This is a genomic window from Paraburkholderia kirstenboschensis (genome assembly GCF_032806925.1).
In the GTDB taxonomy this organism is placed as follows: domain Bacteria; phylum Pseudomonadota; class Gammaproteobacteria; order Burkholderiales; family Burkholderiaceae; genus Paraburkholderia; species Paraburkholderia kirstenboschensis.
In genome coordinates this window covers 1377071-1389187 of the sequence record NZ_CP136511.1, presented here as the reverse complement: position 1 = coordinate 1389187, position 12117 = coordinate 1377071, and the positions used below count along the sequence as shown (strand labels likewise).

12 protein-coding genes and 2 pseudogenes are annotated in these 12117 nt (G+C 61.2%); 3 read left to right on the top strand and 11 right to left on the bottom strand.

Going from position 1 to position 12117, the window contains the following annotated elements; translation table 11 throughout:
• Positions 1-36 precede the first annotated feature (36 nt).
• From RW095_RS06815 to RW095_RS06795, 5 genes are all read right to left on the bottom strand, one after another.
• A complete protein-coding gene (locus tag RW095_RS06815) occupies positions 37-330 on the bottom strand; it encodes an IS3 family transposase (protein ID WP_317014817.1) in 294 nt (97 codons plus the stop codon).
• A gap of 18 nt (positions 331-348) precedes the next feature.
• Positions 349-1398 (bottom strand): IS110 family RNA-guided transposase, encoded by a 1050-nt coding sequence (locus RW095_RS06810; RefSeq protein WP_317014819.1) that lies wholly within the window; start codon positions 1396-1398, stop codon positions 349-351.
• 322 nt (positions 1399-1720) lie between these two features.
• Entirely contained in the window at positions 1721-2806 is a 1086-nt protein-coding gene (locus tag RW095_RS06805) for an IS110 family RNA-guided transposase (RefSeq protein ID WP_317015302.1), read from the bottom strand.
• 191 nt (positions 2807-2997) lie between these two features.
• The gene (locus RW095_RS06800) at positions 2998-3657 is read right to left on the bottom strand and encodes an IS3 family transposase (RefSeq protein ID WP_317014820.1); all 660 of its coding nucleotides are present in this window, start codon (positions 3655-3657) and stop codon (positions 2998-3000) included.
• Positions 3654-3968, bottom strand: coding sequence for a transposase (locus tag RW095_RS06795; RefSeq protein WP_317016305.1), 315 nt, complete (start codon positions 3966-3968; stop codon positions 3654-3656). Before RW095_RS06795 ends, RW095_RS06800 begins: the two co-directional genes overlap by 4 nt.
• A 343-nt stretch (positions 3969-4311) precedes the next feature.
• On the opposite strand from RW095_RS06795, the gene RW095_RS06790 reads away from it, so the two are divergent.
• Positions 4312-4698, top strand: coding sequence for a cyclic nucleotide-binding domain-containing protein (locus tag RW095_RS06790; RefSeq protein ID WP_317015301.1), 387 nt, complete (start codon positions 4312-4314; stop codon positions 4696-4698).
• Positions 4699-4865: 167 nt separating this feature from the next.
• Here the strand turns inward: RW095_RS06790 and RW095_RS06785 are convergent, their stop codons facing one another.
• On the bottom strand, positions 4866-5909 hold the full coding sequence (locus tag RW095_RS06785; RefSeq protein ID WP_317015299.1) for a class II fumarate hydratase: 1044 nt from the start codon (positions 5907-5909) through the stop codon (positions 4866-4868).
• Between the two features lie 970 nt (positions 5910-6879).
• Between RW095_RS06785 and RW095_RS06780 the strand changes: the two genes are divergently transcribed.
• Positions 6880-7041: a hypothetical protein gene (locus RW095_RS06780; protein ID WP_394365007.1), complete on the top strand. Its 162-nt coding sequence runs from the start codon at positions 6880-6882 to the stop codon at positions 7039-7041.
• A 115-nt stretch (positions 7042-7156) separates the two neighbouring features.
• Here RW095_RS06780 and RW095_RS06775 read toward each other — a convergent pair whose 3' ends face one another.
• The 5 genes and pseudogenes from RW095_RS06775 to RW095_RS06755 all read right to left on the bottom strand — a co-directional run.
• Entirely contained in the window at positions 7157-7432 is a 276-nt protein-coding gene (locus tag RW095_RS06775) for a hypothetical protein (protein WP_317015298.1), read from the bottom strand.
• A gap of 124 nt (positions 7433-7556) precedes the next feature.
• Entirely contained in the window at positions 7557-8585 is a 1029-nt protein-coding gene (locus tag RW095_RS06770; RefSeq protein WP_317015296.1) for an alpha/beta hydrolase, read from the bottom strand.
• Positions 8586-8622: 37 nt separating this feature from the next.
• Positions 8623-9048, bottom strand: coding sequence for an organic hydroperoxide resistance protein (locus RW095_RS06765; RefSeq protein ID WP_317015295.1), 426 nt, complete (start codon positions 9046-9048; stop codon positions 8623-8625).
• A 175-nt stretch (positions 9049-9223) separates the two neighbouring features.
• On the bottom strand, positions 9224-9790 hold the full coding sequence (locus RW095_RS06760; protein WP_317015293.1) for a TetR/AcrR family transcriptional regulator: 567 nt from the start codon (positions 9788-9790) through the stop codon (positions 9224-9226).
• Between the two features lie 402 nt (positions 9791-10192).
• Positions 10193-11302 (bottom strand): annotated as a pseudogene (locus RW095_RS06755) (tyrosine-type recombinase/integrase); the annotation flags it as partial.
• A 146-nt stretch (positions 11303-11448) separates the two neighbouring features.
• Here RW095_RS06755 and RW095_RS06750 point away from each other — a divergent pair.
• Positions 11449-11979: pseudogene (locus RW095_RS06750) on the top strand (tyrosine-type recombinase/integrase); the annotation flags it as partial.
• Between the last annotated feature and the right edge of the window lie 138 nt (positions 11980-12117).

Below are 12117 nucleotides of genomic sequence, written 5' to 3'. Positions count from 1 at the left end.
TGACGGACAGATTTGTAGTCAGCGATTCGATTTGGTCTAGCCTCCGTTAAGGGTTGACTCGCGGGTTGTCCACGGCCGGGCGGCGGGTCGCTTCTCTCGACCCTGACGCTGCCCGGCGGTGGGCAACCCGCGCTGTGGTGAGGGCTGATGCGGCGCATGCAGGTTTTCGAATTCGAGCGGCGAGCAATACCCGATGCTGCTGTGCAGGCGGCGTACGTTGTACCAACCTTCCAGGAACGAGAACACGCGCCGACGCGCCTGCTCATGAGTTGCAAGGTGTTCGCGCGATAGCAGCTCTGCCTCGAGCGTGCCGAAGAACGACTCACACATCGCGTTGACGCTCCTATGTCAAGCGAAGGCTTTGGAATCCGCTAGATCGGCGAGAATGAGAGGATAGAGTTCTCTGACTATGTACCGCTTCAAGCAGCGGTGAATTTCTTTCTTCGACATACCCTGATGGGTGCGACGTTGCACGTACGCTTTGGTTCTCGGGTCACTGCGCATGCGGACCATCGCTATTGTCCATAGCGCGTTGTTTGCAGAACGGTTTCCCCCGCGATTCAGTCGATGCCGTACTGTTTTACCAGATGACGCCTGGAGAGGGCTCGTTCCGCAAAGCGCTGCGAGAGACGCTTCATTTTTTAGTCGTTCAGGGTTGTCGCCCGCAACAGTAACGAGTATCGCGGCGGTGTGAGGTCCGACACCGAAGCGCCCCCTAAGCCGACGAGCGTACTGGTTGGTAAGCTTCTCCAACATTGCATCAAGCGCCTTCAGTTCATCCTCCAAAGCCATCCACCGCTTCGCCAGCAAGCGAAGCGTGATGGCCAGAGTCTGCAACATAGGAGTGTTGCCCAGCGACCTGACGCGAGCGCAGTTCGCAACGCATTCGGCGATCTTTGTGCTCGAAAGGCGCTCGCGAATGTCTTGAGGTGCGCTGACGAGCAAGCTTCTCAGCTGATTGATGGCTTGGGTTTTCGCCTTAACAGCACTTCGCCGTGAGACGGTGACAGCGCGCATAGCCTCAGCAGCGCCCGATTTGTCTTTTGGGATCGCTGCGGCCTTGCCTGAAAGCACGGCGCGTGCAGCGCTTTCGGCGTCGGTGGTATCGGATTTGCCTCGAAACCTGCGATCCGCGCGGTCCGGCCGATTTACCTCCCGGACTTCAATCTCATGATCCAGCAGGACGCGCGTCAGCCCGGCGCCATACGTGCCGGTCCCTTCTACGCCGGCGCGACGAAGCACGCCGAACGATTGCGCCCAGATGAGCAGATCCAGGTATCCGCTTGCACTTGCCGAAACAGTGAGGGTTCCGAGCAGTTTTCCCGTCTGATTGATGACGGCTCCAACATGAACATCCAGATGGGTATCAACGCCTAAAATCACTTCCACTTGTTCCATTCGTGTCTTCCTTGTGGGTGAACGCATCGCCAACCCCAATCGCAGGACAGGACACTCACGGCGCAATACGAAGCTCCTATCAGGTCACAGACGCTGGGCCCGGCAACGCTCGGGGAACGTCGAATCCAATCGACAGGTCAACGCGAAGGCAGCGCGGCCAATCATAGGCTGGGTCAGATCGGAACGACGTTCAAGGCGTATTTTGGACTGAGTGTCATAGGCGTCGCCGGCGGTCCCCATTGACGGTTGCACGCCGGCCTCGCGACAACGTCGGCCGAAGGCAATGGACGTGTACTGACAGCCCTGGACGCCCTTCTAAAGATCAAGCGGTAATTTGAGCCTGCGTGATCTGGCGGTTGCGTTGCTGGATTACGTAGTAGACCTCCCGCGCGATATAGCGCTTGAGGCAGCGGATTGCTTCAAGTTTCGAATGCCCCTCGCCGACACGTTTGGCGACGTAGGCCTTTGTGCGAGCGTCGGTTCTCAAGCGACCGATGGCAATGATGTGCAAGGCGCTGTTGGCTGCGCGATCCCCACCGCGATTTAACCGATGTCGCGTCACCTTACCGGAGGACGCCGGGACGGGGCTCACGCCACAAAGGGCGGCGAAGCTGGCCTCTGACTGAAGCCGGTCGCTGTTATCGCCTGCGGTCAATAACAGTTGCGAAGCCGACTCGTAACCAATCGAATTTCGCGAGACAAGATCGGGGGCGAGTTCGTCCACGAGCGTTGCGATCATGACGTCGAGGTCGGCAATCTCGTCGTGCAACTCCAGATACCGACGTCCCAGCGACTTCAGTGCAATTCGGCAAGCAGAGGTCAGGTTCCGATAGTCCGACAGATCCGGACGCCACGCAGCCAATGTTCGGATGAGCTGCATTCGTGTCATCGCGCGTAGTGATTCACGTAATTCATCGGGCGCGCTGATGATGGTACTGTGGATCAGCTGTAAAGCGACGCGACGCGCCGAAATGGCCGTCTTCCGGCAGACTTTCAGAACGCGTAGCGACTCAATCATGCCATCGCGCGTCTTGGGCGTGACGGTACGCACGCCGGCGAAGGCAGCGTGAGCCGCGTTGTAGGCGTCCAGCGTGTCGTCCTTGCCACGTTTGCGCCGGTCGCTCTTATCCGGTGCGGTGACCTCCAGCACGGTTACATGGGCCTGCTGCAGGTAGCGCAGTAAGCCCGCGCCGTAGCTCCCGGTGCACTCGACGCCGACCCGGACAAGCTCACCGAATGAGCGCATCCAAAGCAACATCTGCTTGTAGCCGTGCCGCGTGGTTGGGAAGCATTCGCTGCCGAGAAGGCGATCAAGTTCGTCAACCACAGCCGCGAAATGCAGATCCTTATGCGTATCAACGCCGCCTACGATGCTGCGACGGCCAGCAGTAGCCTGTTCTTCTTTCATACAGCCTCGCTCCGGTTGCCGATAGGATATGGGCGATCTCACCGGCATCGAGTACCTGGACAAGACAGTAAAGTGACAGGGCGTCAGGCCCTTCTTGAGTCACACGTATCGACGAGGTGAAACCTCGCCGTTCGGCAGTTCCAGAGGACCGACGGGTCCAGGGAAAGACATTGAGTCGATCGGAATGTGGGTCAGGTCGCCCGGAACGCTCTACGGCACCAGACCTCTCCCGAAAGCCCCTCTTTCGAAACGGTGACTGCCCGGAAACATCTGGTACCCGTATTCTTACTGTCCGAATGCAGAATCACCCCATCGTGGTGGCGCTGCTGCAATGCCATGTCCAGCGCTCGCAGCATCAGTTCCGTATACAGATGATTGGACATCGCCCAGCCAACGATGCGCCGGCTGAACACGTCGAGCACCACGGCCAGATACAGAAAGCCCTCGTCAGTCGGGATGTAGGTGGCATCTGCAACCCACAGCACGTTCATCGCATCAGCGCTGAAGTGCCGGCGTACCAGGTCGGGTGCGCGCCGTGCCCCCGCACGTTGCCGCGTGGTTCGTGGCCAGCGCCGCCGGCTGGCCCCACACAACCCTGCCATGCGCATGAGCCGCGCCACCCGCTTGCGTCCCACGTGCATGCCTTCGCGTGCGAGCTGCGCGTGGATACGTGGCGCGCCATACGTCCCGCGCGAGCTCGCATGCAGCGTACGGATGCGCGCCAGCAGCAGCGCATCGCTGGATGCTTGCTGCGATGGCTCGCGTACCAGCCACGCGTAGAAACCGCTCGTCGAGACCCCGAGCAGCCGTGCCATCCTGGCAATGGGCCAGCGGGCCCGGTTCGTTTTCATGAATCCGTACCCTTCGGTGGCACGGCTCCCGTCTCTCTCGCGAACCAGGCCGCAGCCTGCGAGAGAATGTCGCGCTCCATTTTTAACTGGCGATTCTCACGGCGCAGACGCGTCAGTTCCTGCCGTTCAGCCGTGGTCAGCCCGTCATGCCGTACGCCAGCATCACGCTCAGCCTGCGCGCACCAGTTGACGATGGTCTGTGCCGTCGGTTCGAACTCCAGCGCGAGCTCCTGCGGTGTACGCCCGGCCTTGACCAATTCCACCATATGCGCCCGGAACTCCGCCGGGTACGGTGTACGAGTCTTGCCCATTTCGACACCTCCTCTTCAAAAAGAATAGGTGTCCGTTTTCACGGGTCAACTTCAGTTTCGCTCGATGCACGCCTGCGTTGAGCGACACAAGGCATGTGGCGAAACGCGATTGCGTCAGGAACAGTATTCGCCAGAGGGGCCGTCTGCGCCATCGAATCGGTCTCGATGTTCTGTCAGGACTAGCTGATACAGTTTTATGTAATGGCGATGTTTCATATGGCCAACTAACATAAACGCAAACTGGAGATGTGGGCATGAAGAGCCCGGGCCACCTGACACATCAAGAGATTTTCCCGGCGCGGTTGTAGATGCGTACGGCCGCTTTGACGACGTGGAATCGGCCATGAACAAAGACTCTTCAGGCAACCCCAACGAACTGTCATCAGGCGGAAGCCGCCACCATCAGGTATATCCCACGCTGAACGAAACGCAGGTGGCGGTATTGGAACGCTACGGCGATCGACGCAAGCTGAAAGCCAACGACATCCTCTATTCCGAAGGCGACCGGCTCACGGGCATGTTCGCCATTCTTTCCGGATCGATCGAGGCGACCAGAGGGTACTTTCAGGGCCCTCGATTGCTTGCTACATATGGCCCTGGCAGTTTCACCGGCGAGGTTGGCGCGCTCGCCGGCCGGGTTGCGGTGGCCACGACACGCGCCCTGTGCGATTGCGAGGTCATCGTCGTCAATGAAGAATCCCTGCATTCGACGACTTGTCGTATCCGATGACGGGCGAAAGCGCTGTCACGAGCATCAGCGAACTGTCGACGTCTTCCTTAGTTTGCTTAGATTTGGCTTTGTCCCTTCGACGAGGAACTTGCGGAAGTTCGTGCACGAGTCGGTCATGATCGTGATCGAATGCGTGATGTCGAAAATGATCAGCGGCTTGTACACGTTCATTTCCAGATAGCCGCTTGCACCCCATACCGGTGGACACATCGTCGCCGATCACCTGCGCAGCGACCATCGTGAGCCGCCTCGGCTTGCGTCGGATTGACCTTGCCTGGCATGATCGATGAGCCTGGTTCGTTCTCGGGAATGATCAGTTCGGCGAAGCCTGCACGCAGACCGCACGACATCAGCCGGATATCGTTCGCGATCTTGAAGAGCGAAACCGCGAGCGTGCGCATCGTTCCTGACATATGGACCAGCGCGTCATGCGCGCCTTGGACCGTGAACTTGTTGGGCGCGGTCACGAACGGCAGCTTCGTGAGCCGGGCAATCTCGGCCGCCGACGCTTCCGCGAAACCGGGTGCCGAATTCAGGCCGGTGCCCACCGCCGTTCCGCCGAGCGCGAGACGGTAGGCGCCCTTCAGCGCGAAGTCGAAACGGTCGAGGTTGTCGGTCAGCATGCCAGCATAGCCGGACCATTCCTGACCGAGCGTGATCGGCGTTGCATCCTGCATATGCGTGCGCCCGATCCTGACAATGTTTTCCCATGCGATTGCCTTGGCCGCGATGGCGTCCCGCAACGCGGCCACTGCGGGTATCAAACGCTGTTTGACGTTTATCGCTGCGGCCATGTACATCGCCGAGGGAAACGAGTCGTTCGACGACTGCGACATGTTGACGTGGTCGTTCGGATGGACGGGTGACTTGCTGCCGAGCGGCGTACCTGCAAGCTGGCAGCAGCGATTCGAAACGACCTCGTTCACATTCATATTGAATTGCGTGCCGCTCCCGGTCATCCAGGCGTGCAGCGGAAACATGTCGTGGTATTGACCGTCGAGGATTTCGTCGGTCACCTGCACGATCAGCTTGTGTTGCAAACCGTTCAGGTGCCCGGCGGCATAGTTCGCATTTGCGGCCGCTTTCTTGAGGATCGCGTACGACATTATCAGCTCACCCGGCATGAGGTCGCCGCCGATGCTGAAGTGCTCCAGCGACCGCTGTGTCTGCGCGCCCCAAAGTTTGTCCTCGGGCACGCTTACGACTCCCATGCTGTCGGTTTCCTCCCGGTAACGAATAGACGCAGCGTCGCTAGAGGCGGATGCGGGCGACGTCAATCGAAGTGTCTCTCCGTGGTTAATGCAATCCTCTGCGATGCCGGACCGCGCCCAAACGCTGTTCGCGAAACCGGTGTGCAACACGAACTTCTCCCATCTGGTCTGCGCAACGGCACGCGTCCATGCCGCGTCGTGAGAATGCCCACCGTAAGCTGACCGTCGCGGCCGTCGATCGTGACGGTAATGCGTGCTTCTTCTGCCAGCTTGAGTTCCTGTCGGAAGCGCTCGCCATACGCTCGCACCTGTAAATGCACCGACCGTGCCGTCGGCGCACTCCGCGTTCCGATCGACCGGCGCGGGACCCGCGAGCCCCGCAGGGCAAAGCCGGTGGCGGCCATCGTCATTGGTTGTGGTTTGTGTGCGCCCCTTGCCAGCCATACGGATTTCGGAACACGGCGCCTCGTGGCAGCACGAAAATTCGTACGCGGGACAGCCCCCGTACAGGACGAACCCGCCGCGCGACAGTCCGTCAGATCGAAGTCAAAACGTTGGCCCGATCGAGGTGGGAACGCCGCCCAGCAAACCGTGTCGAGTGGACGAAGGTCCGGGCGAGATGACGACAACGGACCATCACGATGAACGCGATGGGTTCTCGGCACACGATGGGGAATCGTTGACGTCGTATGCCAGGGGACGTCCCGGCAGGTAGCCTCTTAGGGGGATCCCGTTGCGGCGGGCGAGGCTGAAGGCTGGCAGCTTCAGCGGTGGCGGCAGCGCCGCGGGCGACCGCTCAGGCCGGCTGCATGCGCCGGCGTTCGAGGATCGAATTGCTGTCGGAGTCTCCTGCGGCTGCAGGAGGTACCGGTCAGATGGTGTTTCGCGCAGCGCTCGTCATGGAAGGTGTTGGCGTCGCCGCCCGTGCCCTCGACACTTTGCTGCGCCAAGCCTGAATACTGGAAGCGATATGACCGGCACCAAGCTCGCCACGCTCAACACGCCTGACTCCGGTCCGCAGGACATCTCCGTGGAGTTCGAACATCTGTTCCCGGTCAAAGCGCCAGACGCGGACCTCGATGATCCGACGCAGCGCTTCCAGGGTGGCTCGTTCGTGTTGCCGGGCCAATGAAACCGAACTCCTGAACCCAAGGGCGCCGCCGCGGGGCAGTTCCGGTCCGGGGCATACTGCATCGCACCGCGCATCCGCACCAGGACTCCGTAAGCGGCCCAATCATCGCGGCCGCTTAGCGATGCGCGAAGAGCGCTTGCCCGCTCACGCTCTGAGCGCGGCGACCTGCATTCGACAGCGCGCTTGCCACTCCGCCGTATGCACTGCCATTCTCGCTGTACGTGGTCTGCTCAGCGGCGAGGGTCTGCGCGCTCTGGCCACGTTGCGACGCCGGGGCGCCGACGAGCGGGTTATACGACGGCGCCGGGCCGTAGCCGTTGCTAGCGAATGCGGGTGCTGCCACTGCTGCGGTAGCGACGACCAGAAGGGCTGCGATGAGATTACGGTTCATGAGATTCACTCCAATGTGCGTTAAGTGTCTTGTGATTCCGGTGGCTCTCCAGCGCGCGGAGACGGCGGCGAAGTATTGCTTGACGACTGCGCCGCGGCCGGATTAGCCGGGTCTTGCCAGAGTCTTACTTCAGGCGCGACTGCAACTCGTTGGCGAGCTGTTTGGTCGCAGCCTTCGTCGGTGCATCTTCAGCGAGTGCGTTGAGCAAACCGAAGTCATGGATGGTGCCGTTGTAGCGCACCGTGGTCGCCTCATCGCCTGCCGCGTCGAGTTTGCGGCCGTAAGCCTCGCCTTCATCACGCAGCACGTCGAACTGCGCGACCTGAATCAGTGCCGGCGGCAGACCCTTCAACTGGTCCAGCGAAGCATGCAGCGGCGACGCGTAAATCCCGTTACGCTGCTTCGGATCCTTGGTGTACGCGTCCCAGAACCACTTCATCATCGGACGGGTCAGGAAGTGGCCTTCCGGATAGGCGTTGTACGAGCCGTCGTTGAAATCGTTGTCCGTGACCGGCCACATCAAGCCTTGAAAGCGGATCGCGGGACCTTGCTGGTCCTTCGCCATCAGTGCGACGACCGCCGCCATGTTGCCGCCCACGCTGTTGCCCACTACCGCGAGACGGCTGCCATCCACACCGATGTCGTTGCCATGTGCCGCGACCCACCTGGTCGCCGCGTACGCCTGATTGATCGCCACCGGGTAGCGCGCTTCGGGCGACGGCGTGTAGTTGACGAACACCGCCACTGCGCCAGATTGCACGACGAGGTCACACACCAGGCGCTCATGGGTCTGGAAGTCGCCAAGGATCCAGCCACCGCCATGGAAGAACATGAAGACCGGCAACGTACCCGTTGCGCCTTGCGGTCGGACGATCGTGACCGGCACCGTGATGCCGTCCTGCTCAATGGTCTTGTTCGACACCTCGATGCCCGACAGATCGACCTTGACGCTGTTCTGCGCACCGATCAGCACCTGGCGCGCCTGTGCCGGGGTCAAGGTGTTGATCGCCGGTACGGTGCCGCTGTTCAGGGCATGGAGGAACTGGCTCGTCACCTGATCGGGCGTGGCGGGTGCCGCCGGGGTTGCAGCAACGGCGAAGGCGGTGCTGGCGGCCAGGGCCGCGGCGAGCAACAAAGGCTTGAAGGTCTTCATGGCAGATTCCAGTTTTTGAATTGATGGGGCGTGTGGGTTAGGCGATCGTCAGCGTGACGTCGATGTTTCCGCGGGTCGCGTTCGAGTACGGGCAGACGATGTGCGCCTTGTCGACCAGCGTCTGCGCCGCTTCACGCGCCATGCCGGGCAACGAAATCTTCAGTTCGACCTCGATGCCGAAGCCGTTCGGAATCGCACCGATGCCGACGCTGCCGTCAATCGCGACGTCCGCCGGGATGGCGATCTTGTCGCGTGCGGCGACGAACTTCATCGCGCCGAGGAAACACGCGCTGTAGCCGGCGGCGAACAGTTGTTCCGGGTTGGCGCCTGCGCCGCCCGCACCGCCCAGTTCTTTAGGCGTGGTCAGCTTGAAGTCGAGGTTGCCTGCGGGGACGACAGCCCGGCCGTCACGGCCGCCGGTCGCGTGGGCATGGGCGCGGTAGAGGACTTTGTCGAGGGACATGGTGAAACTCCTTTAAAGAGGTTGGGTTGCCAAATATTGACTATCTATGTGTAGATAGATTCATGCGTAAAAACGGGTGTTTCCACGTCACATCTGCCGCCTATCTATCTATGCAAAGATAGATAGATAGGCGGGCCAAGCAAGGAGGTGGCATGCCACCTCGCGTTCGACTGCTTTACCGCGTAATTCTCACCGAGGCTTCGACATCTTCCAGCCGAGCCCTGGTATGAAACAACCGGCTTGCCAGCACGCTACCCTGAAAAGCCGCGTAGAGCGCACGTGCCGCGTTTTCCGGTTTGCCGTTCACCGCCAGCGTCTTTTCCTGCGCACCCTGCGCGAGAACCTTGGCCAGCCAGTTTTCGTTCGCCTTGAAAAACGCCTGCACCGCTTGCCGGATGTTCTCGGGCAGCGACTCGATGTCCGCAGCAAGCATGCCGCACAGGCAGATCTGATCGCCGTCACCGAGGGTCCTGCCGAACATCTTCGTGTACTTGCTGAGCTTTGCATCGGCCGGCAACGAAGCGCCGATAGCGTGGACGGCGTTGAGTACCTCTTTGCTGTACTCGTTGACCGCTTCCAGCACCAGATCGTCTTTCGACGGAAAGTAGTAGTGGATGCTCGAGGTCTTCACGCCGACCAGACTGGACAGATCACGGTAACTAAAACCGTTGTAGCCGCGCAGCATGATGAGCGTGACTGCGTGGTCGAGGATCTGTTCGCGCACTGTCGTTGTCGTTTCCATGGATCGAACTTTATCTACTCGTAGATAGATTGTCAAGCGCGGAGGTGAAGAATTTTTGTGGGAGGACAGGAGCAACCCTGCAACCCCCGCACGTGCCTGCGGATTATTCGTTCACCAGTTTTCCGAGTCGTCGATCTGCTTGGCGCCGGCGACCGTTCCTGTGGCGCCGAACAACAGCAAGGTCAGGCCGCCATGCGGTGCTCGTAGTATGGCAGTTTGCGATCGTTGGGGATCACGTACTGCGCGGCGAGATCGCCCGGATCCTGGTTCAGCGAATCGCGGTGTCAAGGGCCAGCGACAAGCAGGAATCCGACGCCGAGTACCAGCCCGAACGAAATAAGCCACGCGCGCACCATCATTGGAATGACAGGCAGGAATGCCGTGTCCGAAGCGCTGGGGTATCTACCAGTCTATACGGTGCTTTTCCTCGGTCTCCCGGTGACGCTCTTCGTCGGGCGTGTGCAGGTAAAGGTTGGTGCTCGGCAGCGACGCGTGGCGCAGGTTGTCGCGCACCGTACGCAGATCGGCGCCCCCGTCGGCCATGTGCGATCCGGCGGTGTGGCGCAGCCAATGGCGGAAGCCTGTTCGAGCAGATCCGCCTGTCCCGCGAACCCGTCGCCGCGCAGACGGAGCCGTTCGGCCGCGCCGGCAATGGCCTTGACGATCGTGTGCAGCGCGGCGCGCGTCAGCGGCTTCATGGATTTGCCCAAAGGCAGCACGAGTGGCGTGTCTTCATGCCGCGAGGGCAGGGTGCACAGGCCGCGCTCGCGCCGGTAGCGCCCAAGTTCCACCATCATTTCTGCAGAGGCCGGCACCAGCCCTTCCGTGTCACCCTTGCCCAGCACCTCGAGCCGCCAGCGCTCGTGACCGTCGGCATCGCGCCGGCAAAAGAAGCATCCCATCGCGTTGCCGCCGACCTCCGGGATACGCAGGCCGCCGAGATACGCAGGCCGCCGAGATAGAACAGCGTAAACAGCCACCGTGCGCGCAGGTAGCGCTCCTGCTCGCGGGGCGTGTCCTTCGGCAGGCTGTCGATATAGGCCTTCACTGCCTGCCACAGCTCGCGGTCGAGATAGCGCGTGATCCGGGGCTTCGAACGGCGGGCGCGCTGGCGCGACAACGACAGGGGGTTGCCTGCCAGATAGCCAGCTTCGACGAGCCACGCGAACAGCGCGTTGATGATCAACACCGCCTGATACTGGCTGCTCGGCCGGAGTGTCCTGAGAACGGCCGCCATCGCGGATCATGGCGCGGATACTTGCGCCCGCTGTCGGCGACCCAGCGCGCGCGCGGCAGCGGATCCTTGAGGAATTGCCGGAATAGTTGCAGGTCTTCGTGCGTGAGCGACGACAGCGGTTTGCCCAGTTGCACGATCGCCCACAGCAGCAGCCGCTCGGCTTCCTTGCGGTAATTCTCGAAGGTGGTCTTTTTGTCGGCGACCCGCGCGAGCCATGCGCGCACCGCGGCGAGGTCGTCCTGGGCCGCATTCTGGGCGGGTCCGCGCGCGCGGTTTCATCGGCGTGGGAACCGATGCGGGCGGGGGTTCAGGGGGTGACGCGGTGATTGTCGCATCGGGACCTACAGATCTCAGCATTACACGGATAATGTCAAATTGAGGGAATAGGGCGTTAGAAAACATACGGTTTACGTAGTAATAGGTCGATCGCGGAACGTCTCCCGTCTCCCTTAATGCCGCGATCACCGGGCTGAAGTTCTTCTTCGAGATCACGCTTCAGAAGCCGGAACTGATGGCCCGGATGCAGCCAGTTCGTGTGCCGCGCATATTGCCGGTCGTCCTTAGTCCTGACGAGGTCCGGCGACTGATTGCGGCAACAGGTAACCTGAAGCATCAGACAGCGTTGTCGCTCGCCTACGGCACGGGGTTGCGTGCCAGCGAAGTGGTCCGGCTCAAGGTGGGCGACATCGATAGCCAACGCATGACACTGCGCGTCGAACAGGGCAAGGGTCGCAAGGATCGCTATGCGATGCTCTCGCCGGTGCTGCTCGAACGCCTGCGGGTCTGGCGGCGCGTGGCCCGCGCCCAGGGCAAGATGCCCGATGGCGGCTGGTTGTTTCCAGGGCTCGATCCTGTCGACCCGCTGACTCCACAGCAACTCAATCGCGCGATTCGCGCCGCTGCCGAAGCCGCACAGATCGACAAACGCATATCGATGCATACGCTGCGCCATAGAATGCCAGCGCTTCCCCGATATCGCCGACTTCCAGCGCTACGTGGTTGAGGGCGCGCGGCTTTGTAAAGGCGACCATTTAACCGGCCGATGGCCCCGCGATTGCACAACTGGCCGTCTTGGCTCGACGAGCCTACG

Bases quoted from the DNA above. Each gene is read 5' to 3' on its own strand.
- RW095_RS06815 (WP_317014817.1), bottom strand. From the start codon at position 330: ATGTGTGAGTCGTTCTTCGGCACGCTCGAGGCAGAGCTGCTATCGCGC.
- RW095_RS06810 (WP_317014819.1), bottom strand. From the start codon at position 1,398: ATGGAACAAGTGGAAGTGATTTTAGGCGTTGATACCCATCTGGATGTT.
- RW095_RS06805 (WP_317015302.1), bottom strand. From the start codon at position 2,806: ATGAAAGAAGAACAGGCTACTGCTGGCCGTCGCAGCATCGTAGGCGGC.
- RW095_RS06800 (WP_317014820.1), bottom strand. From the start codon at position 3,657: ATGAAAACGAACCGGGCCCGCTGGCCCATTGCCAGGATGGCACGGCTG.
- RW095_RS06795 (WP_317016305.1), bottom strand. From the start codon at position 3,968: ATGGGCAAGACTCGTACACCGTACCCGGCGGAGTTCCGGGCGCATATG.
- RW095_RS06790 (WP_317015301.1), top strand. From the start codon at position 4,312: ATGAACAAAGACTCTTCAGGCAACCCCAACGAACTGTCATCAGGCGGA.
- RW095_RS06785 (WP_317015299.1), bottom strand. From the start codon at position 5,909: ATGGGAGTCGTAAGCGTGCCCGAGGACAAACTTTGGGGCGCGCAGACA.
- RW095_RS06780 (WP_394365007.1), top strand. From the start codon at position 6,880: ATGACCGGCACCAAGCTCGCCACGCTCAACACGCCTGACTCCGGTCCG.
- RW095_RS06775 (WP_317015298.1), bottom strand. From the start codon at position 7,432: ATGAACCGTAATCTCATCGCAGCCCTTCTGGTCGTCGCTACCGCAGCA.
- RW095_RS06770 (WP_317015296.1), bottom strand. From the start codon at position 8,585: ATGAAGACCTTCAAGCCTTTGTTGCTCGCCGCGGCCCTGGCCGCCAGC.
- RW095_RS06765 (WP_317015295.1), bottom strand. From the start codon at position 9,048: ATGTCCCTCGACAAAGTCCTCTACCGCGCCCATGCCCACGCGACCGGC.
- RW095_RS06760 (WP_317015293.1), bottom strand. From the start codon at position 9,790: ATGGAAACGACAACGACAGTGCGCGAACAGATCCTCGACCACGCAGTC.